Genomic DNA, 22,517 nt, shown 5'->3' with positions numbered 1-22,517 from the left:
AGCCTTGTTTTTTATACAAGGCTTTTCTTATTTACCATGTCAAAATTGAAAATCCGTACGGTGGAAGTGTAATTTGCAGTGAGTTTGTTTCTGCAGAAAACTCTTCTTTTGTATATAAGTTGGTAATCTTTTTACCAGCGATATCATAAGGGATAGGAGCTGTAACTTTCTGATTTGTTGGATTTAAAACAAAAAAGATTGTTTTCTTCTTGTATGTTTTTATATAAGAAATATAGTTGTGCTTGTCGTTTGCTTCAATCCATTGAAATGAACCGTGTCCACTAAAGGCTTTATATTGCTTACGTAGTGAATTTAATGTTTGTATATGTTGGAATAATTCTTTATCTTGTTTATCCTCTTCCCAAATCATACATTTTCGGCAGCCTGGATCCATGCCGCCCTCCATTCCGATTTCGTCACCGTAATAAATACATGGCGAACCGATAAAGGAAAGTTGGAATACATAAAGTAATTTCACTTTTTCTTTATTACCGTTGCAGGTCGTTAAAATTCGCGGTGTATCGTGGCTATCTAATAGATGAAAAGCAGCTTCGTTTACATTCATGGAATATGAATGCAAAGATGCTGTGATTTGTTCCATAAATTCACTAGCCTTAATTGTTTCGTGTGCAAAATAAGAAAGAAGAGCATTTGTAACAGGGTAACTCATAACAGCGTCAAATTGATCCCCCTGTAACCACGGCAATGCATCATGCCAAATTTCTCCTAAAATATATACTTCAGGGTTAATTGCTTTTATTTCACTGCGGAATTCTCTCCAAAAGCTATGGTCAATTTCATTTGCAACATCAAGTCGCCAACCGTCTATGTGAAACTCTCGAACCCAATAGCGCCCTACTTCTAGTAAGTATTCTTTTACATCTGGATGAGCAGTATTTAGTTTCGGCATATCGGGTGTAAAAGCGAATGTATCATAATTAGGCATAGGTTCAGCTTTAATCGGAAATTCATGAATATGAAACCAATCTTTATAAGGAGAGCATTCTTCTTTTTCAAGAACATCTTGAAATTTATCAAAAAAGTATCCGCTATGATTAAACACGGCATCTAGCATAATTTTAATACCCCGTTGATGACATGCTTCTACCAGTTTTTGAAATGTTTCTTTCGTTCCAAATTGCGGATCGATTTCCATATAGTCAATTGTATCGTATTTATGATTCGAATGTGCCGCAAAGATTGGAGTGAAATAAATTCCGGAAATACCGAGTGCCACAAGATAATCAAGATGCTGCATAATACCAGCAAAATCTCCACCAAAAAAATTTGTCGGAGTGGGCTCTGCGCTGCCCCAAGGAAGAGTGTTCGTTGGATTACATGTATCATCTCCGTTCGCAAAACGTTCCGGGAAAATTTGATACCACACTGTATCTTTTATCCATGAAGGAGCTGTAAAAACATCCTTTTCATGAATAAATGGGAAGCAAAAGTAATGGCCGACGTCATCGGTAGGTGCTTCAGAGAAAAATCCTCTTTCTGTATAAACGATAGTTTCCGTCTTATTTTGTAGTTCGAATCCATATCGTAAGCGCTTAAATTTCGGGTCAATTGACACAAACCAATAATCGAATAAATGCGTCGAACCACTCTTTTTCATTGTCATTTTCGCTGTGAGCCACTTCTTATTCTGCCATTCATATGGGTCCCCATAAATGAGGGAAACTACATCTACATCGTCTTTTTTTGTACGTAGTCGAATATGAAGTGTTTTTTTATTGTAAGCGTATGCAAAATTATCTTTTGGTCTATGGTATATTGCTTCTTTTAACATGTGAAAAATCCCCCTTAACTATTAAAGAAAATAACTATATACTGCACACGATTGCTTTTTACATAACTTTAATATTGTTTATAAGAGTAGTACTCATTTTATATAAAGTCAATGACAATAGAGAATGATTACGTAAATTTTTTGAAAAATAATATTGCAAAATCTATAAAAGAATGTATAATGAAAAACAAATAGCGCAAACGTTTTCATAGATTGAAAGATTGTTTGTGCTTCTATTAAATTCCTATATGCAAACGTTTTCATTTTAATTGAAGTATGATGTACATAATTTGGGAGGTAGTTAGGGATGAAGAAGAAAGCGTTATCATTATTAACAGTTTCAGCTTTGACAATCGGAATGTTATCCGCGTGTGGTCCGAAAGATTCAGGGAAAAAAGAAGCGAGCAAGGAGAAGAAAGATTATGATCTTCTTGTTTGGGAAGATCAGAAAAAAGGTGTTGGTTTAGATCCAGCCGTAAAAAGTTTTGAAAAGAAATATAATGTAAAAGTAAAAGTTGTAGAAGTTCAGATGACAGAGCAGGTGAAAAAACTTCGTCTTGACGGTCCAGCTGGTACAGGACCAGATGTTGTAACATTGCCGCATGATCAAATTGGAAATGCAGCAACAGAGGGGCTACTTTCTGAATTAAAAGTAGATGATTCTGTAAAGAGTAAGTTTACTGATTTATCACTAAAAGCACAAACATATGATGGAAAATTATATGGTTTACCAAAGGCTATTGAAACACCTGTATTCATTTACAATAAAAAATTAATGCCAAAAGCACCAGAAACGATGGATGAACTATTTAATTTTTCAAAAGGGTTTACGAAGGACGGAAAATATGGATTTTTAGCATTAGGAGATAACTTCTATTTTGCAAATGCATTTATGGCTGGTATGGGCGGTTATGTATTTGGTGAGAAAGACGGTCAACCAAATCCAGCTGATATTGGATTAAACAATAGCGGTGCAGTACAAGGGGCAGAATTTATTCAAAAATGGTATAAAGAAAAACTATTCCCAGAAGGAATTATCGGTGAGTCTGGCGGATCAGCTGCAGATGGATTATTTAATGAAGGAAAAGCAGCTTCTATTATGAACGGTCCGTGGGCATTTCAAGCGATTGAAAAAGCAAAGATTGATTATGGCGTAGCTCCAATGCCAAAATTACCGAATGGTCAACCGATGAAAACATTTGTTGGTGTAAAAGGATGGCATGTAACTAGCTTCTCAAAAAATAAAGATTTAGCAGCAAAATTCACTGATTGGGTAACAAATGAAGAAAATGCAAAAATTCGTTTTGAAAAAACAAAAGAAATTCCTCCAGTGAAATCAGTGATGGAAGATTCAGTTATTAAAGATAACGAAGCTGCAAAAGCAGTAGTAGCACAAGCTGAAAATAGTGTTCCAATGCCTAACATTCCAGAAATGCAAGAAGTTTGGAAGCCAGCTGCTGATGCGTTGCAATTAGTTGTAACAAACAAACAAAATCCAAAAGCGGCACTTGATGGAGCTGTGAAACAAATTAAAGGAAACATTGAAGCAAATCATAGTAAGAAAAAATAATATAGAAATTGTGTCTCTTATTTTCAAGAGACACAATTTCTCCTCCTTCCAAGGGGAAGAAAAAAAGGGGGAAGAAACATGCAGACATCCTTTGAACCAGCTCATGTAGGAAACAGTTCAAAGCACCGAAAGACAGCGGCAACATTGTCTATTATTCCTGGTATTGGTCAACTGTACAATAAACAATATGTAAAAGGTATTATTTTTCTAGTATTAACTTGTTCATTTTTTGTAGCTTTTGCTGATTTATTAAATATTGGGTTGTGGGGGATTGTAACGCTCGGTACAGAGGTTCCTCGTGATCACTCTATCTTTCTATTAGTAAAAGGGATATTAGCGCTTATTGTTACTGTATTTGGATTAGGTATATATGCTTTTAATATATATGATGCGTATCAAAATGGAAAAAAGCGTGATGAAGGAATACCGTTACACTCTGTAAAAGAGCAGTACCATCATTTATTAGATCAAGGTTTTCCGTATATGATGGTTTCGCCAGGATTTCTGTTATTAATCTTTGTTGTTGTACTTCCAATTATTTTCGTCATATTAATTGCATTTACAAACTATGATTTATATCATTCTCCTCCTGCAAAACTTGTAGATTGGGTTGGTTTTAAAAACTTTGTTGATATTTTCACATTACCAATGTGGCGAAACACATTTATAAGTGTATTTTCTTGGACTATCATTTGGACGTTTTTGGCAACGACATTGCAAGTATCGCTTGGAATTTTCTTGGCAATCTTAGTGAATCAACCAGGAATTAAAGGAAAAGCGATCATTCGTACAATCTTTATTTTACCTTGGGCTGTTCCAGCATTCGTATCTATTCTCGTATTTGCTGGTATGTTTAACGAATCATTTGGAGCAATTAACAATCAAGTTTTAGCTCTATTTGGAATTAAAGGAATTGCTTGGATGACAGATCCGTTTTGGACGAAAGTCGCTTTAATCTTCATTCAAACATGGCTCGGTTTTCCTTTTATCTTTGCAATGACGACGGGTATACTGCAATCGATTCCAAGTGAATTGTATGAGGCAGCGACGGTAGATGGTGCGACAGCTTGGCAACAATTTCGTAAAATTACATTACCGCTCGTTTTATATGCGACTGCTCCTATTTTAATTACGCAATATACGTTCAACTTTAACAATTTCAGTATTATTTATCTGTTTAATGGCGGTGGTCCGGCTGTAGCGGGACAAGATGCAGGCGGGACAGATATTTTAATTTCTTGGATTTATAAGTTGACGATGACATCGGCTCAATATGGGAAAGCAGCAGCACTTACGATGATTTTATCGTTAATTGTTATTTCAGTTGCTTTATGGCAATTTAAAAGAACAAAATCATTCCAAGAAGAGGATATGATGTAAATGAACATAAAACGACAGAAGATATTACGTCTTTCATTAAGTTATTTTGTAATTTTCATGGTGTGTGTGATTATTTTCTATCCATTATTATGGATTATAGGATCATCGTTTAATCCAGGAGATAGTCTCTCTGGCTCAAGTATAATTCCTAAAAATGCAACGCTGGACCATTACAAAAAACTACTTGATCTCTCGCAAAGTAACTATTTACTTTGGTATAAAAATACGTTGAAAGTTAGTGTTTTGACAATGATTTTCTCTGTATTGTCAATTAGTTTTACAGCATATGCATTTTCGAGATATCGTTTTGTCGGAAGAAAGAATGGGCTACTAACATTTTTAATTCTCCAAATGATCCCAAACTTTTCAGCGTTAATTGCATTGTATATTTTAGCGCAGCTAACAGGATTAATGGATACACATATAGCGCTGATTTTAATTTATGTTGGCGGTGCAATTCCGATGAATACATGGCTCATGAAAGGATACTTTGATACGATTCCAAAAGAATTAGACGAATCAGCCCGTATGGACGGAGCAGGGCATTTTCGGATTTTTTGGCAAATTGTTATGCCTTTGGCAAAACCAATTGTTGCGGTTGTAGCGTTATTTACTTTTATTGGTCCATTTACTGATTTTATTTTGGCGAGTATCATTTTACGTACGCCAGAAAATTATACATTAGCTGTTGGGTTGTATGAAATGGTAGCGAAAAAATTCGGTAATGAATTTACGACATTTGCAGCGGGATCGGTATTAATTGCGATACCAATTTCAATTTTATTCTTATCTTTGCAAAAATATTTTATTTCTGGTTTAACAGCTGGAGGAACGAAGGGATAAATGGGACGTTATGTCCTATTTATCTTTTTTTATCCAGCTATTGGCGGATCGTTAGAATCCTACCTTAAGATTCAGAGAAAAGTGAAGAGGAAAGGCGGGGAATAACTGTTCGTAAAAAAACGATTGGGAGGCTTTCCGTCAGCGGGGGCTGAAGAACCTCCTGCTGATGGAAGTTTCGTTTTGTTGAAGAATCGATTTAGAAAGTATAGGAACAAAGAAAAATTCAAAAAAATAGTATATAGTATAGGAAAATAACCATCTATCCTTTACAATACATGAAGAGGGAGAATATAGATCGACATTAATATAGGTTTTTGCGAATGGAATAATGTATATATATCCAAGTTAAAAAAGCGACATAAAAACCACTTTCTTCTTAGGAAGGGACAAGAGCATCGAAGCGACTTATATGCGGGAAATTTAAATGGATTTATATAGAATATCTATTTTCTTCGTTTTCTCTAAATATTAAGGTGGAAATCTTATTGACTGTAAATGCACGATGAATATAGAAGTAATTTGTACAAATCATGTAAATAAAAGAAGAGAGGAGGAACAAATTTATGACAGTTACAATTAAAGATGTAGCAAAAAAAGCAAATGTTGCTCCTTCTACGGTTTCACGTGTAATTGCTGATAATCCGAGCATTAGTGAGAAAACAAAACGACGTGTTCGTAAAGTAATGACTGAATTAGGCTATCACCCGAATTTAAATGCGCGAAGTCTTGCAAATCAAACAACAAAAACAATTGGACTCGTTATGCCGAGTTCTGCGAGTAAAGCCTTTCAAAACCCATTTTTTCCAGAAGTGATTCGAGGAATAAGTTCATTTGCACATGGAGAAGAATATTCATTGTATATGTCAACTGGAGAAACGGAAGAAGAGATTTTTAACGGTGTTGTGAAAATGGTACAAGGAAGACAAATAGGTGGTATTATTCTTTTATATTCTCGTATGAATGACCGTATTTTAGAATATTTACATGAACAAAATTTCCCATTTGTTCTTATAGGTAAGCCATACGAGCGAAAAGATGAGATTACATATATTGATAATGATAACTATACGGCGGCTCGAGAAGTAACGGAATATTTAATTTCACTTGGGCATGAACGAATTGCTTTTATTGGTGGGGATTCAGATTTACTCGTTACGAAAGATCGCCTTGCTGGAATGACAGATGCATTAAAATTGGCTGATATTTCTTTGCCACCTGAGTATATTTTAAATCTTGAGTTTTTACGAGAAAGTGGTCAAAAAGCAGTAGAAAAACTTATGACACTTAGCGAACAGCCAACAGCTATTATCGCGACCGATGATTTAATTGCATTAGGTGTATTAAGTGCTTTATCAGAAAAAGGAATCTCCGTACCGAAAGATATTTCGATTGTTAGCTTTAATAATGTATTATTATCTGAAATGGCAAATCCACCATTAACAACGATAGATGTAAATATTTATCAATTAGGCTACGAAGCGGCTAGATATTTAGTTGATAAAGTTGAACATTGTGAAGTTGCACCAAAGTGTATTATTATTCCTCATAAATTGGTGAAGCGTCAAACTTGTAGTGGAAATGAAAAAAACTAAGAGAAGAATTTTCTCTTAGTTTTTTTGTTGTATAAATGTTTCTAAACGGTCACAGCCTGCTTTCAGCATTTCCATGCTATAAGCATATGAAATACGAATGTACCCTTCACCATATTCAGAAAATGCGGAGCCTGGAACAACAGCGAGTTTAGCTTCTTTCACAAGTTCCATTGCAAAATCAAAAGAAGAAGAAGAGAAATCACCGATATAAGGGAAGAGATAAAATGCTCCTGTTGGTTTTTCTACAGTTAATCCCATTTGTACAAGACGGTTGTATACATAATCAAGGCGCTTTTGGTATTGATGACGCATCATACGGGGAGCGTCTTTAGCTGCTGTTAATGCTTCAATTGCCGCATATTGTGCAATTGAAGTTGCACATGTAACATTATATTGATGAACTTTTAAGATTTGACTTGCCAAAAAGCTTGGTGCAAATAAAAAACCGATACGCCATCCTGTCATAGAATGAGATTTTGATAAACCGTTAATGACAATTGTTTTATTGCGCATCTCTGGGAAATTTGCAATAGAAATATGTTCATGCTCATATACAAGTTCACTGTAAATTTCATCGGAAAGAACAAATATATCTTTATTCTTTAATACTGCTACAATTTCTTCGAGTTCTTCTTTGGATAATGTTACGCCAGTTGGATTTGATGGATATGGTAATACGACGCAACGTGTTTTGTCTGTAATTGCTTCTTCAATTGCTTTTGCAGTTAAACGAAAGCCAGTATTACGAACATCTACAAAAACAGGCTTTGCACCGCACAGGCGAATGATAGGTTCATATCCTGGATAGACAGGAGCTGGTAAAATTACTTCTGTTCCTTCTTCCAAAATTGTCCGAAAGGCAATATCGATTGCCTCACTTGCTCCAATAGTGACAATTGCTTCATTCTCAGGAGAATATATTAAATCATAGCGTTCTTTTAAAAAATCACATGCGGCTTGACGAAGTGGTAATAAGCCTGCATTATGTGTATAACTTGTAAAATTTTCTACAATGGCCCGTTTAGCGGCCTCCTTCACTAAAGAAGGCGTTGGAAAGTCAGGTTGTCCGATTGTGAGTGAAATAAGATCGTCATAATTTTGAATCATGTTAGAAAATTGACGAATTCCAGATATTTGAATGTCCTTTACACGAGGGTTAATAAATTGTTCCATTTTGTCTCCCTTTCTTCCGTTGTAAAATATATTTTATTTTATCATATTTATCATACAATCGCTTTGAAAAGCTACAAACAAAAAAGGCCGCTAAAGCGACCTTTTGTTTAATAACCGTATTCCCAATCGATTTCGTCTTCACTCCAAAGAACAGAAGAAACTTTCCCCAAATGCACTACCGAGTTGTTTACACAGCAGGTACAATCTTTTGTACCTGTTCGTCCTTGTAATTCTTCGTACACTGACTTTTCAATATTTTCTAATACAACAAGGTTTTCTTCGTTTAAAACGAGTGCAGTTCCAGTCATTTTATCTTCCTCCAATCGATTTCTTATCCTGTACTTATTGTATATGGCATTAGGATAATTTGATACATGGTTTACAATCATTTCGAAAAGTTGTAACAGTTGTGAAGTAATCTTCACAATTTATTTACGGAAATGTTTAGAATAATCTAAAAAATAAAACAAAATTGTCAATAAAATGATATAATCATATCAAAATGAATATAGGGGATGAGGAGATGGGACTTATCCGTGATTTAATGATTCAAGTAGCTATCATCATTTTGCCGCTATTTTTGTATGAAGCAATTCGTTTAAATCGCTATCAAAGTATGCATCAAAAGCCTAATCGCTATTTTATTGTATTATTATCAACAATTACGCTTATCCTATCGATGACATATCCGATTTGTGTTTGGGAAACTTGTAATTATGATTTTCATCAAATTTCTATTATTAGCGCATTTTTGTATGGTGGCATAGTTGGTATTATTCCAGCTCTAATCGCTATTTTATACGATGGATTTCTCAATGGTTTAAGTTGGCTCCGTGCACTAGAAGTTATTTTTATCTCTGTTATTCCTTTTTTATTGTCTAAAAAGTGGAGTACATTTTCGAGACAGAAAAAAATCGTTTTATCTTTTATGTTGGCATCTTTTTATACTCTTATTTCTTTAGGATTTGAAGTGTTTGGATTGCTGTTTGGGAAGGGACTTACACCAATGATATCTTATTTATATAGTGAATACATATTTGCTTCATTCATTATGATTATGACAATGACCTTCCAAGTTTACTTAACAGAATATTTATATGAAAATGCAATGTTACGAACAGAAATGCAAAAGTCTGAGAAATTAAATATTGTTAGTGAGTTAGCAGCGAGCGTAGCTCATGAAGTTCGTAATCCACTTACAGTTGTACGCGGGTTTATTCAATTACTAGAAAGTACAGAAGATGTGAGAAATAAAGAATACATGCATCTTGTTTTAGCTGAATTAGACCGGGCAGAACAAATTATTTCAGACTATCTAAATTTAGCGAGGCCACAAATTGATAAGAAAGAACATATTTGTTTATCAGCGCAACTTATTGAAATGGCTACGTTAATGTCTTCATTTGCTGCGATGAGAGGCGTATATTTACAAGTCGAAATTGCAGAAAATTTATATACGATAGGTGATAAAACAAAATTAAAACAAGCGATTATGAATGTCGTGAAGAATGGAATTGAAGCAATTCAAGAAAATAAAGGATACTTAAAGGTAACTGCATGGCAAAAAGATGAATCTATCGTTATTCGTGTTAAAGATAGCGGTGTTGGTATGACGAAAGAGCAACTTGCAAGACTTGGACAACCATATTATTCATTGAAAGAGAAAGGAACAGGGCTTGGGTTAATGGTTACATTTAGTATTTTGCAAGCTCATAGTGGTACACTTGAATATAAAAGTGAAATAGGAAAAGGTACGGAAGCGATCATTACATTACCAGATGCAATGCAAAACATAATACATAAAAAATGAAAGTTACCAAAAAATGGTAACTTTTATTTATTGATTTCTCCTGTTTTTTCAGATTTAAAACGAACAAATAAACTTTTAAACGATTTTAAGAAACTTTGTTCTTGCGAAGCGGCAATTAACCGTTTTGTTTCTTGTATTTCTCGAATTACTTGCATGAGTTGGGCATCACGATTACTTTCTTTATTATAAACTTGATTCATAAGTTTGTTCATTTTTTCTTCTTGTTTGGATTCTCGTTTATACATATGATTCATGAGTAGATCCATTTTTTCTTTTTGCAGCGCATCATTGTCTGCGGCATGATCCACAAGATTTTGTAGCATTTCTTCCTGTTTTACCTCTTTTACATATACTTGTTGCATTAATTCATTTAGCTTTTCATCTTTTAACCGATTTTGTGTAATAAGGGTGGAATTTTGATGAATAATGGCTTCATTTAATTGTGCGAGCATATCTAATTTGTGCATGAATTCTTCAAATTTTTTGCTTTGTTCATTCAGTTGCAGGTTTTTATTTTCCTCTACAATAGTAGGAGATGCTGCTGGAGCCTCTTCTTCTTTTAGTATGAATGCAATTGTTTCCATAATATCTTCTTTCAATGAAGCAGCTCGTTCGTGAATTAATTTTAATATCCGTACATCATCCAGTTTATACGTGCGAGATTGTGCTGTTTTATCAATAAAATAGCCATGTTCTTCTAAAAGTTGGCTATATTTACGAACTACATTTTTGGGGATTCCCGTTTTATTTGTGACATCTTTCGTTTTATAAGTTCCATTCATGACATTTCCTCCCTAAAAAGTATCATGTATATCAATTCCATTTCTTGTTTTGTACTTCCTTTGAAAAAAAATGTCGGAAGGTTTAAAGTTTTCTACATGATTAGTGAAATGCTGCACGAAACAGCATGATTTTGATGAAAAAGAAGATGGGAATATAGAATAATGTCTGAAAACATAAGAATATGAAATTTGTTATAATGACAGAAAGAGGAGGAGAATCGTTCCATATTAGCGGCAAGAAAATGGAGGATTTAGTTTAGATGAAACAAGTTAAAAGTATTTTAATTACAATTGCTGCAGTCCTTTTGTTATTAATTGGTGTATACGAATTTTTGATGGCACCAGAACAAGGGGATAAGAAAGACATAGCATACGACCAAGTTCTTGAGTTCCCGAAAAAACAGTATCCTGAAACAGGAAAACATATCGCAAATGCAATGCAAGAAGGTCATTCTCAAATTTGTACGATTGATCGAAAGGGTGCTGCGGATAGAAGAAAGCAATCACTAGCTCCATATCCATCAAAGAAGGGCTATGATCGTGATGAATGGCCAATGGCGATGTGTAAAGAAGGTGGAAAAGGAGCACACATTGAATATATTAGCCCTTCAGATAACCGAGGTGCAGGTTCTTGGGTCGGAAATCAATTAGATCAATATCCAGATGGAACACGTGTGAAATTTATTGTGAAATAATATCGTATCTTGTATTAAAGGAGTGAAAAGGGTGGAGTTAACAATTTCCTATTCGCAATTAATGGTGATGAATCAAGATGTGACACCTCCGCATGTAGACTGGACGGATAAAGATTTTGAAAGAGGTTATGCTGAGAGCGGAGACGCGATTATATTTGAAGCAATATCTGATTATACGTGTGAAATCATGGTGTATACTCAAAAGTTTGTAGAAAACAAAGAAGCAGTGCGAATCGTGTCAGCTCCGTTTACAGTGTTACAAGAACGGGTGTATATAAGTAGTGTATTAACAAGTAAACTTCCTTTCTTAGTTCCTTCAGGGAATTACATAGTAACTATGCAAGCAGTTCCGCTCGAAGAACTTTCAGCAGATAACTTGTACAAAGTAAAGTATGAATTGTTCTTTGAAGAGAACTAATATAAATATAAATTGAAGAACTGACATCAAAATCCCTTTCTTTTTAGGAGAGGACGAGAGCGTCTGACCGTGCATTTTCCTATCACATGCGAGGTTCAAAACAAAGGCAGAATGCAAGTATAGGACATATTTTGTTCTGCGTTCAGCAACTTATATGGATAAAATAGAAAACTACTGCCCTTTGGACAGTAGTTTTCTATTTTATCCAGTTATTCACAGGTGGTAAGCTCCCGAATGAGAGAAGGATATCCTCATTATCGCGCGCTTGTTTGTAAAAGTTGCCGTGCTTTTATAGCTGCTTTTACCATATGTTCTAGTGCAGGAATAACTTCTTCTGTTTTTCTTGTTTTTAAGCCACAATCTGGATTAATCCAGAAGTATTTTGGATTACACACCTGTAATGATTGCTCTACAATTACATACATTTCATCGATACTTGGTACACGTGGACTATGAATGTCATATACACCAAGGCCAATTCCCTTTTCATATGGATGTTCTTTTAATGTATCAATAAACTCCCCGTGGCTTCTTGATGTTTCAATGGAAATAACATCTGCATCAAGTTGACGGATTGATTCAACGATATCTTCAAAATTACTGTAGCACATATGCGTGTGGATTTGTGTTTCATTTTCCACTGAAGAAGTAGAAAGGCGGAATGCTTTTACAGCCCACGTTAAATATGTTTCCCAATCTTTTTCTTTTAACGGCATTCCTTCACGTAGTGCAGGCTCATCAACTTGAATGATATGAATACCGGATGATTCAAGTAATTTAATTTCATTACGAAGTGCTAGAGCAATTTGATATGCCACTTCTTTTCTAGAAATATCATTTCGAACGAAAGACCAATTTAAAATTGTGACAGGGCCAGTTAACATGCCTTTCACAACTTTATTCGTACAACTTTGCGCAAATGCTGTTTCTTTTACTGTCATACCATTGATAAACGCAACGTCACCATAAATAACAGGAGGTTTCACGCAGCGAGAACCGTACGATTGGACCCAACCGTTTTTCGTAAAGGAGAAACCAGCAAGTTTTTCACCGAAATATTCCACCATATCTGTTCGTTCAAATTCACCGTGAACGAGGACATCAAGCCCGATTTCTTCTTGATATTGAATCCATTTTTTTGTTTCTGCTTCAATAAATCTTTCGTATTGCTCATTTGAAATATCACCGCTGCGCCATTGTTTTCTAGTTTGACGAACTTCATGTGTTTGCGGGAAGCTACCGATTGTTGTTGTTGGAAGTAATGGTAGATTCAGAGCTTTTTGCTGTAAGGTAAAGCGTTTTTCAAATGAAAGAGGACGAGAAAAGTCTTCTTCTTGTAATGTTGAAAGTATAGATTGTACATCCTTACGATTACGAGCTGCTGAAGTGCGAATTGCGTCATGCGCACGTCCAGATGCTTGTAATTCATGAGAAATACTTTCTGTCCCATGTACGAGAGCTTTTTGTAAAATAGTAACTTCTTCTAATTTTTGATTTGCAAAAGCAAGCACATCGTATAATTCGTCTACAAGGTGCGCTTCATTTGTCTTGTCAATAGGAGTATGAAGTAAACTACAGGACGGTTGTAAAATCCAAGCTTTCGGTTGTACGGCTTCTTGCAATGTATGGAAAAGAGAGAGAGTTTTGTCAAGGTTCGCTCTCCATATATTACGGCCATCGATACAACCAAACCCTAATACTTTATCAGATGGGAATCCATGTTGTAGTAAGGCACGCAAATTGCCTTCTTTACCGTGTACAAAATCAAGTCCGATCCCAGTAACTGGGAATGAAATGACTTCTTCATAGTTTTCTTCTATGCTATCAAAGTACGTTTGAAGCATAATAGATAGATTTGGAACAGCTTTACAGATTGTTTCATATAATTTTTTTGCGATACTAATTTCGTGTTTTGATAGAGAAGTAAGGATTGGTTCATCAATTTGAACCCAGCGTACACCAGCATCTTGCAATTCTTGTAACAATTGAATGTACGGTTCTGTTAATTTTTGTAAAATGATTGCGAATTGTTCCTTTTTATAACCTTTGGCTAAGCTTAAAAATGTATAAGGTCCTAAAATGACAGGCTTACCGTCAATGCCTAGTTCTTGTTTTGCTTCTTCATATAAACGAAGTGGACGATTTTCTTTAAGAGAAATATGTAAATCTTCCTCATATTCTGGAACGATATAATGATAATTTGTATTAAACCATTTCGTCATTTCAGAAGCAACGTGATCTTTTGAACCGCGTGCGATGCCAAAGTATACGTCAAGTTCTGATGTATACTTTGAAAACCGAGAAGGGATAAACCCGAGCATATATGCTGTATCAAGGACGTGGTCATAGTATGAAAAATCACCGATTGGAATGAGATCGATTCCTTTTTCTTGTTGTACTTTTAGATGTTGAAGGCGAATCTCTTTCATTTGTTTTACAAATTGCCCTTCATCCACTTTGTTTGCCCAAAAAGATTCTAACGTTTTTTTCCATTCGCGCTGTAATCCAATTCTTGGATATCCTAAGTTACTTGTTAAAAGTGTCATTGAAAATTCCTCCCTAAATAAAAGTAAGCATTTCCGTTTACTCGGAAATGCCTTTAACGAAAAGTAGTCATAGAAGCAGAAAATACTTCTCTTTCGTTAAAAACACCTCCTCATCATCCGTGAGTCTATCAGTGCCGTTAAAATAGGCAGGTCTCCTGGCTCATGCATCAGCGATTTCAATCACCTTCCCGTTTTCACAGTGGTATATAGAAAGAAATCTTTGCACTTACAGTGGCGGGACCGCGTTGGTTTTTCACCAAACTTCCCTATTAAACACGAAAATATTTTTTCGTGTACCTATCTCCTTTTGGAAAGGAATGTAACTAGCGTATATGATATTGAAACAGATTTTATCTTATATTTTTGAAAATGTCTACTATTTTAAAAAATAAGATAATTCATTTTATTAAAACAAAAAATTTTCTAAATGCCACCACCAATGTGAGGGGGGATATGTATGTGAAAAAACAGAGTAGGAATATTGTATTCGTTTATATATATCGCGAGCGTAATGAAAGAGTAAACGGTCATAGGAGAGTAGTTCCAGTTGTTCTTTTGGGTGTAATGAATGGGACTGAAAAGCGATTTCACTGCGAAGCAATAGTATGTATAAGATTTGTTTTTGTAAATTAGAATGGTAGTATACGGAGAATCCGTATTGCTTAATTAAATGACCTTTCATAAGATTTCGCCTCCTTTATATATTTGTATTGTAATGAAAAAGGAGAGGGGTTACAAAAAAGAAAAATGGAAAAAAGCGCTTTAGAAAATCCATTTTTATGAATAGAAAAAACAGTCACTTTCGGTGACTGTTTATATATTAGTTTAATTCTGTATTGAATTTTGAAAGTTTTTCTATTCTTGCCTCTTTATATAGTTGTTTTAACGATCGAAGTCGAGCAGAAGCATGATCAATAACATTTTCCAAAATATAAAGCTGTGTCCGGAGAATGTTAACTCACTTGTTTTTGTTTCTTGTTTGCTGGTACAACTAATCGGTCTTTTCCCATTAATAAGATGCATATAATGCTAAGCGATGCAGGAATAAGTGTCCATAAAAATGTGTCAGCGATAGAGTTTGCTAGCACCTCTTTAATGCCATGTAAAATTTCTGGTGGTATTTTTTCAGTAGCATTTGGAGATAATAAGAAACTTGTATCGCCACCTTTTGGAGCCATTTTTGCTAGTTCCGGCGGGAAAATAGATTTTAGTTTATCTGTAAATGCATGATTTTGGATGGTACCAAAAATCGTTACACCAAGTGTCATGCCAAGTGAACGGAAGAAAGAGTTTGTTGATGTTGCAGAGCCGCGCTCTCTCATACTTAAATTATGAATAGAAGCCATACTTAAGACAGAGAAGGAAAACCCAACGCCAAGTCCAGCTAAAATCATAAAGACTGTTACCATCGCGCGTGAGGTATCTATAGTTAATGTACTTAACAAATACATACCAAGAATAAAGAAAATACCAGAGATAGTCATAATGTTACGATAACTTGTACGCGTTGATAATTGTCCGCCTATTTGACTTCCAATAACAGATCCTACCATCATTGGTGTTAAAATTAATCCAGCATTTGCTGCAGATCCACCAAGAACACCTTGTACGTAAATCGGAATATAAACTGTGCAAATAATAAACGTTGCACCATAGAAGAAGGCAACGCCTTGACTCGCTGCAAATAATCGTTTTCGGAATAAATGGAAAGAAATAATCGGTTCTTCCACTTTTCGTTCAATAAAGAAAAAGATAATAAGCATAACAGTAAATGTAGCAAATAAGCTAATAATTACACTTGAATCCCAATCGTACTTTTTACCACCAAGTTCCAAAGCAAACATGAGAGAAACGATCCCGATAATTAAAGTAATGGCACCTGCCCAATCAATTTTTTGTTTACTATATTGTAAAGATTCTTTATAGTACTTTGTAATGAAAAACAGCGAGATAATTCCGAGTGGGATATTAATATAAAATACCCAGTGCCAACTAATATAGTCGGTAATATACGCACCTAGAAGTGGGCCAAATACGCTTGACGTTCCAAAAACAGCTCCAAATAGTCCTGTCATTTTACCGCGTTTTTCTGCTGGGAAAATGTCATACATAATTGTAAAAGCGATTGGCATTAGAGCGCCTCCGCCAATACCTTGAATTGCGCGATATATACTTAATTGTTCAATGCTGTTGGCAGTGCCGCAAAGCATTGAACCAGCTAAAAATAGAAGCAATCCTCCTATGTAAAAGCGTTTACGTCCATACATATCTGATAGCTTTCCGAAGATAGGCATCCCAGCCATAGTAGCTACCATATAGGCAGAAGTAACCCATACAAACTTATCAAATCCGCCTAAATCACCTACAATGGTAGCCATTGCAGTAGCAACAATTGTATTATCCATTGATGCTAATAGTATTCCAAGTAACAATCCAGTTACAACAAACTTTGTATTGCTCGCTTGCTTTTGAGTTAATTGTTCCTCCAAGTATAATCCTCCTTTATATACCAATAAGAAAGTGAAACTTTCATTAGTGTTTTCTCATCCCTTCTGTTGGTTAGAACGGGATAAATTATATTATAGTTAAATTTGACTAAATCACAAATGATTTCATTCAGTAAAATTATTTTGCCGTCTGTATGAATCATTTAGTTGAAAATTACATATTTTCATCAATAGGAGAGTTTTTATTTTCAGTTGGTAGAGAATAAAGAAATACAAGAAAAAGCTGTACATGATGTGCAGCTTTTTTAGAATGATTTTTTCTTTTGTTTATTGAATATTATATAAGGTAAAAAGGACAAAAAGGATAAATTTTTGTTGAGAGCGATTTATGAAAGATGTGAGACTGTTATACATTCAATATGAGAATGGGGTGAATTTGTATGGTGAGATATTGCGAGGAGTTAGAAAACCGAAACAAGTTTACGTTGAGTATACAACCTGCTTTATGGTCAGGGAGTATTGACAAAGATTTAGCTTATAAGCAATACATTCCTCGTATAGAAGTAGCGCTTACAGTGTGCAATGTGAAACAGCAATCTTCGTTTTCCCGCAGTATTTATTATGAAATCCAAGATATAATTGCACTTCAAATTGAAGTGGATAATCAAGGAGAAGAGTCTGTTTCTCACATATGTGTTAGTCATATGATTAGAGATCAGTTATCGTATGTCCCCAATACTTTAACATCCGACAATGGGGAAAATGAATTTCTATTTCAACTTGTTCGTTGGCGCATTGATAACTTATTACCGAAAGAAAAGGCATGTTTAGTATGGCACGTAAAAGTTGAGCAAAACAGTACATTACCTTCTTTGCCTCTTCGGGCTACGTACACATTTCAACATAATCACCAAGTGTATGGACCATTGCAAACAAAGGAAGTTCTGCTGATAAAAAGGAATAATGAAACCGACTGAAAATAAATTTATGTATAAATACAAATTGAAAAAACGAGAAACCTTTGGAAACTGGGAATTAGATACGATTGTTTCAAGTCATGAGAAAAGAAAAGGGAGATTCGCAACATTTGTAGGACGTAAAACACGATATGATTAAGCCGATGTAATCATGATTGAACAGTGGAATCTATGGGGCATATCCTTCTTTATTATTCAGAAACATTTTTTGCAGTTTTGTTACAAGGAATTGTATATTTTGTAACAACCCCCTTTAAAAATGTAGTTAATCATCATATAATAAACGATAGGCGTATCAGTACATTTTGCACAATGATTTCTCATTAAAAGTGTAGAGTTGGAAAAACCTCTACACTTTTCCTTTTGAAGATAATTGGGTCATACTCGGAATTTATTATTACGTCGATTCTTTTATGCTGTGTAAAATGAAAAAAGTACAGATGTATAGAAAAATAGAAAGGAAATGATAGAATGGTAGACGTTACGAACCGTCGCTCTACAATAATTAAGCAATTGGGTATTGCTATTATCGTAATATGTATTGTAGCAGCAGGATTTTTTATGTTTCAATCCATCACTTCTCCTGCAAAAGCAGTTGCGAATCAAGAAAATACTATTCAGTTCGCCAGTGAACAACCAAAAGTAGAACTGAGAAAAGAAGTGCCAGACAAATATAACGGACAAATGCGTAAAATAGTATACTTAACATTTGATGACGGTCCAAGCGAATTTCAAAAGGAAATTTTAGATATTTTAAAGAAGAATAAGATAAAGGGTACATTCTTTATGATTGGTGGAAATATTCCGGCTCATAAGGATAGTGTTAAGCGTCTAGTAAAAGAGGGACATTATCCAGGTGTTCATAGCATGACGCATAATTATAACAAACTGTATAAAGAAGGTAAATTTGTTGAGGAAATGAAACGTGCTCAGGATATTATGAAAGAGGTAACAGGTATTCATCCGAACCTTGTTCGTTGTCCATATGGAAGTATGCCGGGTCTTACTCAAGAATTGCGAGATCAAATGACATCTGTTGATATGAAAGAATGGGATTGGACTGTTGATTCTTTAGATTGGAAATTACCAGGAAATCCTAATGGGGTCATTCAAAATGTTGTTTCTCATGTTAATAAAGAACGAGAAGTTGTTTTAATGCATGAAAAGAAGCAAACAGTGGAAGCTTTGCAAACAATCATTGATGATCTTCGTAAAAAAGGGTATGACTTTGAAGTATATGATGAAGCAAATCATTTCTCATTAAATTTTTGGCATGATAATCGCATATAAAATAGGAGGAATTGAAGTTGAAATATAAAAAAGTAGCAATAGTAGCAGCTATATCAATGAGTTTACTTGCAGGTTGCTTCGGACCTAAACCGGAAGAAGAGTTGTACGTGGCATTTGAGAATGCAGCAAAAAAAGAAAAAACAATCTTTGAAGATGCGAAAACATTAGAAACATTAGAAAAGCAAGGGCAAGAATTGTATAGCCAGATTGTAAAAGACGGAAAAGATAACAATCAAGTGGTAAAAGAGAAGTTAGATCAAGCTGTAAAAAGCGTTGCTGATCGTGAAAAAGTGTTAGATAAAGAAAAAGAAACGTTAGATAAAGCGCAAACAGAAACAAAAGATGTTGATAAATATGTAAAAGAACTTGAGGATAAAAAGTTACAAGAACAAGCAAAGAAAGTACAAGCTGCATATAAAGGCCGTTATGATACTTTCAAAAAGATGTATGATAGCTATAAAAAGTCATTAAAACTAGAAAAAGAATTATATACGATGTTGCAATCGAAAGATGAAAAATTAAAAGCGATTAGCGAAAAAGTAAAAGGTGTAAATCAATCTTATCAAGAGATTGATGCTCCAAAAAATAAATTTAATGAATATACGAAGCAGTATAATGAAGAAAAACTATCTTTCTACAAGCAAGCAAACATTAAAATAAAAGAAGATAAAAAATAAAAAAGTTTTGGCCGTTTCGGCCAAAACTTTTTTATTTTTGTGTATAAGTACGACGATACCAAGGAGTTGGTTCGCTTAACTTTTTTTCTTGTTGAAATGCCTCTTTCCCAATATACTGCTGAAGCATTTTTTTAGCAGAGGTTAAGGGTAGATGTGTTTTTGGGTTTCGATAGGCACAATCAAGATTGCCGAGATGTGGAAGGTTACGAAAATCGTCTTTCGTTGGAGGGATATGGAAGTAATAATTACCTGCCCGGACAAGAACGTCAGATTGTTGCTGGCTAAAGCGTGGGTTTTTGGAAAAATGTAAACCTTCTTTCGTAGCTTGTTTTTCTGTAATTAATCGTTCTAAAGCTGTCTTTTTTAGCCAATATAAATATTTCGGATTTGTAGCAGATTTTGCATGTCGGTTGACAGTGAAAATTGCTTCTGCAAGTTGATGAACTGAAAATTGATTATAAGAATTAGACTGAGATTGGGAAGATTTCACCTTAGCACTCCTTTCTTGTCTACATTATCATAATTCAATAAAAGTTAGCAATTTTTCTATGTAAAAAGCTAAAATAAGTATTTTCAATATTGAAGCAATGTTGTGACAAAAAACAACTATTTTGTATAATATATAAATACAAATTGAAAAGACAACATAAAAACCCCTCTTTCTTTTTCGATAGGCAAGAGCATCTAACTATGCATAGTAGTATGCATTTATATAGTTATATCTTTCTTAAAAGTAAGTCAATACTATTATTATTGAGAGATAAAACTGAGATGGGGCTTTTATCCCGTTATTCGCGGGCGTCCTGCGATTCTGGACGAGCCGCTTCCGCTTTTCTTAAGAAGTTAGACGGGAGATATACTGCCCATCAAAGCCCGATTGGTGAGAGCTGATTCAAGTTTCACTTTATTAATTCATTTAGATGCTTTTATGCAATGGTGGATGAGTTTTGAAATGTTAAAAACGAGATAATGAAACGAAGAAAAGGATGACGAGAGCGTTGAAAAAACAATATGGGATTATTGATATCGGATCGAACACAATGAGATTAGTTATTTATGAAAAACAAGGTGGTGGCTTTTACAAAGAAATTGAAAATACAAAGGTAGTTGCGCGCCTACGGAATTATTTAATAGATGGTTCTTTAAGTGAAGAAGGGATTCGTAAATTGTTATACACTTTGTTACAATTTCAAGAAAGCACGCGGTTTCATCAGTTACATAAAGTGTTGTGCGTTGCAACAGCAACAATTCGACAGGCTAAAAACCAAATGGAGATTAAATCTCTTGTTGAAGAGAGCACTGATTTTAAGCTTCGAATATTATCGGAATATGAAGAAGCACAGTATGGATATATAGCTGTTACGAATTCTACATCTTTCACAGAAGGAATTACTGTTGACATTGGAGGAGGAAGTACAGAAGTTACGTATTTTCAAAATCGAGAAATTGTAAACTATCATAGTTTTCCGTTCGGCGCGCTCTCGTTAAAACAACAATTTTTTCGTAATGAAACGCCAACTTCAGAAGAACTAGAAGAGTTAAGAAGGTATTTATGGTATCAGTTCCAATTTATTCCATGGCTTAAAGATAAGAAATTACCGCTAATTGCTATTGGAGGTAGTGCACGTAATATGGTGAATATTCACCAAAACCTCATTTCTTATCCAATTTCTGGATTGCATTTATATAAGATGAAGACAACGGATATTGAATATGTACACGAACATTTATTAAGGCTTTCTTTTGCAGAATTGCAAAAGTTAGAGGGGCTTGCTAAAGACCGAGCAGATACTATTATTCCGGCAGTAGAAGTATTTAAGATGTTAACAACTATTATAGAAGCCTCGTCCTTTGTATTAAGTAGAAAAGGACTACGCGAAGGTGTTTTTTATGAAGAATTAGTTAGTTCACTTGGCATTACTTATTATCCAAATGTAGTGGAAGAAAGCTTACACTTACTTTCTCATGAATACGAGATGGATATGAGCTTTGTAATACAGCTTATAAAAAATGCGACGATGATTTGTAAAGAATTAGAAAAAAATGAGGTTGTTTCTTTCGAGAATGAGGATTGGACTGCGTTGCATAGAGCGGCGAAAGTATTTAATATTGGAAGATATATTGATGAAGAGTCAAGCAGACAGCATACATTTTATTTATTAGCAAATAAAACGATAGATGGCATGATGCATAAAGAACGGATTAAATTAGCATTAATTGCTTCTTATAAATCGAAATTGCTCTTTAAACAATGCATCGAACCATTTGCCGGTTGGTTTGAAAAAGACGAACAAAGACAAATACGATTATTAGGATCGGTTTTGCAATTTTCAGCAGCATTAAATGTGTCTAATCGTAATCTTATTGAATCTGTTCGTATTGTAAAAAGAGAAGGTGGGCTTGATTTTTATATTTACTGTAAGCAATCAGCGTTATCTGAAGAAGTACAAGCAGAAAAGCAGAAAAAGCAGATAGAGAAAATCTTAAAGGTGAACATTGATCTTTATTTTAAAGAGGAATGTTAA

General features: G+C 34.6%; 19 protein-coding genes, 1 pseudogene and 1 riboswitch. Of the genes and pseudogenes, 12 read left to right on the top strand and 8 right to left on the bottom strand.

Annotated elements, in window-relative coordinates; translation table 11 throughout:
• Positions 1-31: 31 nt before the first annotated feature.
• On the bottom strand, positions 32-1,792 hold the full coding sequence (locus tag BR72_RS01265; protein ID WP_035429275.1) for an alpha-glycosidase: 1,761 nt from the start codon (positions 1,790-1,792) through the stop codon (positions 32-34).
• Between the two features lie 307 nt (positions 1,793-2,099).
• On the opposite strand from BR72_RS01265, the gene BR72_RS01260 reads away from it, so the two are divergent.
• The 4 genes from BR72_RS01260 (at position 2,100) to BR72_RS01245 (ending at position 7,177) form a co-directional block, all read left to right on the top strand.
• The gene (locus tag BR72_RS01260; protein WP_035429274.1) at positions 2,100-3,362 is read left to right on the top strand and encodes a sugar ABC transporter substrate-binding protein; all 1,263 of its coding nucleotides are present in this window, start codon (positions 2,100-2,102) and stop codon (positions 3,360-3,362) included.
• A gap of 78 nt (positions 3,363-3,440) precedes the next feature.
• On the top strand, positions 3,441-4,742 hold the full coding sequence (locus BR72_RS01255) for a sugar ABC transporter permease (protein WP_035429272.1): 1,302 nt from the start codon (positions 3,441-3,443) through the stop codon (positions 4,740-4,742).
• The gene (gene malD, locus BR72_RS01250; protein WP_035429270.1) at positions 4,743-5,585 is read left to right on the top strand and encodes a maltosaccharide ABC transporter permease MalD; all 843 of its coding nucleotides are present in this window, start codon (positions 4,743-4,745) and stop codon (positions 5,583-5,585) included.
• Between the two features lie 563 nt (positions 5,586-6,148).
• Positions 6,149-7,177: a LacI family DNA-binding transcriptional regulator gene (locus tag BR72_RS01245; protein ID WP_035429269.1), complete on the top strand. Its 1,029-nt coding sequence runs from the start codon at positions 6,149-6,151 to the stop codon at positions 7,175-7,177.
• A 15-nt stretch (positions 7,178-7,192) separates the two neighbouring features.
• Here BR72_RS01245 and BR72_RS01240 read toward each other — a convergent pair whose 3' ends face one another.
• Positions 7,193-8,350, bottom strand: coding sequence for an aminotransferase A (locus BR72_RS01240; protein ID WP_035429267.1), 1,158 nt, complete (start codon positions 8,348-8,350; stop codon positions 7,193-7,195).
• 107 nt (positions 8,351-8,457) lie between these two features.
• Positions 8,458-8,658, bottom strand: a complete 201-nt coding sequence (locus BR72_RS01235; protein WP_035429266.1) for a hypothetical protein — start codon at positions 8,656-8,658, stop codon at positions 8,458-8,460.
• 215 nt (positions 8,659-8,873) lie between these two features.
• On the opposite strand from BR72_RS01235, the gene BR72_RS01230 reads away from it, so the two are divergent.
• The gene (locus BR72_RS01230) at positions 8,874-10,160 is read left to right on the top strand and encodes an ATP-binding protein (RefSeq protein WP_035429265.1); all 1,287 of its coding nucleotides are present in this window, start codon (positions 8,874-8,876) and stop codon (positions 10,158-10,160) included.
• Positions 10,161-10,183: 23 nt separating this feature from the next.
• On the opposite strand, the gene BR72_RS01225 is transcribed toward BR72_RS01230, so the two are convergent.
• Positions 10,184-10,942 carry a DUF3967 domain-containing protein gene (locus tag BR72_RS01225; RefSeq protein WP_035429264.1) on the bottom strand — a complete coding sequence of 253 codons (759 nt, stop codon included), beginning with the start codon at positions 10,940-10,942 and terminating at the stop codon, positions 10,184-10,186.
• Positions 10,943-11,202: 260 nt separating this feature from the next.
• Here BR72_RS01225 and BR72_RS01220 point away from each other — a divergent pair, with 260 nt between their 5' ends.
• Both BR72_RS01220 and comJ read left to right on the top strand, forming a co-directional pair.
• On the top strand, positions 11,203-11,637 hold the full coding sequence (locus tag BR72_RS01220) for a NucA/NucB deoxyribonuclease domain-containing protein (protein WP_035429263.1): 435 nt from the start codon (positions 11,203-11,205) through the stop codon (positions 11,635-11,637).
• A gap of 31 nt (positions 11,638-11,668) precedes the next feature.
• A complete protein-coding gene (gene comJ, locus BR72_RS01215) occupies positions 11,669-12,055 on the top strand; it encodes a competence protein ComJ (protein ID WP_035429261.1) in 387 nt (128 codons plus the stop codon).
• 254 nt (positions 12,056-12,309) lie between these two features.
• Here the strand turns inward: comJ and metE are convergent, their stop codons facing one another.
• The 3 genes from metE to BR72_RS01205 form a co-directional block, all read right to left on the bottom strand.
• Positions 12,310-14,601 (bottom strand): 5-methyltetrahydropteroyltriglutamate--homocysteine S-methyltransferase, encoded by a 2,292-nt coding sequence (metE, locus tag BR72_RS01210; RefSeq protein ID WP_035429260.1) that lies wholly within the window; start codon positions 14,599-14,601, stop codon positions 12,310-12,312.
• A 128-nt stretch (positions 14,602-14,729) separates the two neighbouring features.
• A riboswitch (cobalamin riboswitch) is annotated at positions 14,730-14,917 on the bottom strand.
• Positions 14,918-15,007: 90 nt separating this feature from the next.
• Positions 15,008-15,283: a hypothetical protein gene (locus tag BR72_RS26190; RefSeq protein WP_156107883.1), complete on the bottom strand. Its 276-nt coding sequence runs from the start codon at positions 15,281-15,283 to the stop codon at positions 15,008-15,010.
• A 271-nt stretch (positions 15,284-15,554) separates the two neighbouring features.
• Positions 15,555-17,090: an MDR family MFS transporter gene (locus BR72_RS01205; RefSeq protein ID WP_035429259.1), complete on the bottom strand. Its 1,536-nt coding sequence runs from the start codon at positions 17,088-17,090 to the stop codon at positions 15,555-15,557.
• 398 nt (positions 17,091-17,488) lie between these two features.
• Between BR72_RS01205 and BR72_RS01200 the strand changes: the two genes are divergently transcribed.
• From BR72_RS01200 to BR72_RS01190, 4 genes and pseudogenes are all read left to right on the top strand, one after another.
• Positions 17,489-18,025: a hypothetical protein gene (locus BR72_RS01200; RefSeq protein WP_051957194.1), complete on the top strand. Its 537-nt coding sequence runs from the start codon at positions 17,489-17,491 to the stop codon at positions 18,023-18,025.
• A gap of 22 nt (positions 18,026-18,047) precedes the next feature.
• Positions 18,048-18,158 (top strand): annotated as a pseudogene (locus BR72_RS26925) (IS30 family transposase); the annotation flags it as partial.
• Positions 18,159-18,496: 338 nt separating this feature from the next.
• The gene (locus BR72_RS01195; RefSeq protein WP_177206864.1) at positions 18,497-19,315 is read left to right on the top strand and encodes a peptidoglycan-N-acetylglucosamine deacetylase; all 819 of its coding nucleotides are present in this window, start codon (positions 18,497-18,499) and stop codon (positions 19,313-19,315) included.
• 56 nt (positions 19,316-19,371) lie between these two features.
• Entirely contained in the window at positions 19,372-19,992 is a 621-nt protein-coding gene (locus BR72_RS01190; protein WP_051957201.1) for a YkyA family protein, read from the top strand.
• Positions 19,993-20,023: 31 nt separating this feature from the next.
• Here the strand turns inward: BR72_RS01190 and BR72_RS01185 are convergent, their stop codons facing one another.
• Positions 20,024-20,482 (bottom strand): YkyB family protein, encoded by a 459-nt coding sequence (locus BR72_RS01185; RefSeq protein ID WP_035429257.1) that lies wholly within the window; start codon positions 20,480-20,482, stop codon positions 20,024-20,026.
• Between the two features lie 496 nt (positions 20,483-20,978).
• Here BR72_RS01185 and BR72_RS01180 point away from each other — a divergent pair, with 496 nt between their 5' ends.
• The gene (locus BR72_RS01180; protein WP_035429256.1) at positions 20,979-22,517 is read left to right on the top strand and encodes a Ppx/GppA family phosphatase; all 1,539 of its coding nucleotides are present in this window, start codon (positions 20,979-20,981) and stop codon (positions 22,515-22,517) included.

The sequence above is a fragment of the Bacillus sp. UNC322MFChir4.1 genome, from assembly GCF_000746135.1.
In the GTDB taxonomy this organism is placed as follows: Bacteria; Bacillota; Bacilli; order Bacillales; family Bacillaceae_G; genus Bacillus_A.
The sequence above is the reverse complement of the archived record's forward strand: the minus strand, read 5'-3'. Positions and strand labels throughout refer to the sequence as shown.

What these genes read in the sequence shown, in the direction of transcription:
- BR72_RS01245 (WP_035429269.1), top strand. Translation starts at nt 6,149, where the DNA reads ATGACAGTTACAATTAAAGATGTAGCAAAAAAAGCAAATGTTGCTCCT.
- BR72_RS01200 (WP_051957194.1), top strand. Translation starts at nt 17,489, where the DNA reads ATGGTGAGATATTGCGAGGAGTTAGAAAACCGAAACAAGTTTACGTTG.
- BR72_RS01195 (WP_177206864.1), top strand. Translation starts at nt 18,497, where the DNA reads ATGGTAGACGTTACGAACCGTCGCTCTACAATAATTAAGCAATTGGGT.
- BR72_RS01190 (WP_051957201.1), top strand. Translation starts at nt 19,372, where the DNA reads ATGAGTTTACTTGCAGGTTGCTTCGGACCTAAACCGGAAGAAGAGTTG.
- BR72_RS01255 (WP_035429272.1), top strand. Translation starts at nt 3,441, where the DNA reads ATGCAGACATCCTTTGAACCAGCTCATGTAGGAAACAGTTCAAAGCAC.
- metE (WP_035429260.1), bottom strand. Translation starts at nt 14,601, where the DNA reads ATGACACTTTTAACAAGTAACTTAGGATATCCAAGAATTGGATTACAG.
- BR72_RS01265 (WP_035429275.1), bottom strand. Translation starts at nt 1,792, where the DNA reads ATGTTAAAAGAAGCAATATACCATAGACCAAAAGATAATTTTGCATAC.
- malD (WP_035429270.1), top strand. Translation starts at nt 4,743, where the DNA reads ATGAACATAAAACGACAGAAGATATTACGTCTTTCATTAAGTTATTTT.
- BR72_RS01180 (WP_035429256.1), top strand. Translation starts at nt 20,979, where the DNA reads ATGACGAGAGCGTTGAAAAAACAATATGGGATTATTGATATCGGATCG.
- BR72_RS01220 (WP_035429263.1), top strand. Translation starts at nt 11,203, where the DNA reads ATGAAACAAGTTAAAAGTATTTTAATTACAATTGCTGCAGTCCTTTTG.
- BR72_RS01240 (WP_035429267.1), bottom strand. Translation starts at nt 8,350, where the DNA reads ATGGAACAATTTATTAACCCTCGTGTAAAGGACATTCAAATATCTGGA.
- BR72_RS01225 (WP_035429264.1), bottom strand. Translation starts at nt 10,942, where the DNA reads ATGAATGGAACTTATAAAACGAAAGATGTCACAAATAAAACGGGAATC.
- BR72_RS01260 (WP_035429274.1), top strand. Translation starts at nt 2,100, where the DNA reads ATGAAGAAGAAAGCGTTATCATTATTAACAGTTTCAGCTTTGACAATC.
- BR72_RS01235 (WP_035429266.1), bottom strand. Translation starts at nt 8,658, where the DNA reads ATGACTGGAACTGCACTCGTTTTAAACGAAGAAAACCTTGTTGTATTA.
- BR72_RS26190 (WP_156107883.1), bottom strand. Translation starts at nt 15,283, where the DNA reads ATGAAAGGTCATTTAATTAAGCAATACGGATTCTCCGTATACTACCAT.
- BR72_RS01230 (WP_035429265.1), top strand. Translation starts at nt 8,874, where the DNA reads ATGGGACTTATCCGTGATTTAATGATTCAAGTAGCTATCATCATTTTG.